General features: G+C 73.2%; 1 protein-coding gene. It reads left to right on the top strand.

Annotated elements, in window-relative coordinates; genetic code table 11:
* The coding region (locus RVY79_RS21645) for a molybdopterin cofactor-binding domain-containing protein (RefSeq protein WP_317466681.1) at positions 1 to 235 on the top strand (235 nt) is incomplete at both ends.

Genomic DNA, 235 nt, shown 5'->3' with positions numbered 1-235 from the left:
CTACGTGCCCCATCTGGCCCACGCGACGATGGAGCCGCCGGCCGCGACGGCACGCCTCGTCGACGGCCGCTGTGAGGTCTGGACCTCGGTGCAGTCGCCCCAGGCCGCGCGCGAGCGCGTGGCCCAGCGGCTCGGGCTCGGCGTCGACAAGGTGACCATCAACGTCACGCTGCTGGGTGGCGGCTTCGGGCGCAAGTCCAAGCCCGACTTCGCCGTCGAGGCGGCGCTGATCTCC

It is taken from the genome of Chromohalobacter sp. HP20-39, from assembly GCF_033052815.1.
In the GTDB taxonomy this organism is placed as follows: Bacteria; Pseudomonadota; Gammaproteobacteria; order Pseudomonadales; family Halomonadaceae; genus Chromohalobacter.
Note: the sequence above shows the minus strand (reverse complement) of the source record. Positions and strands in the feature narration are given on the sequence as shown.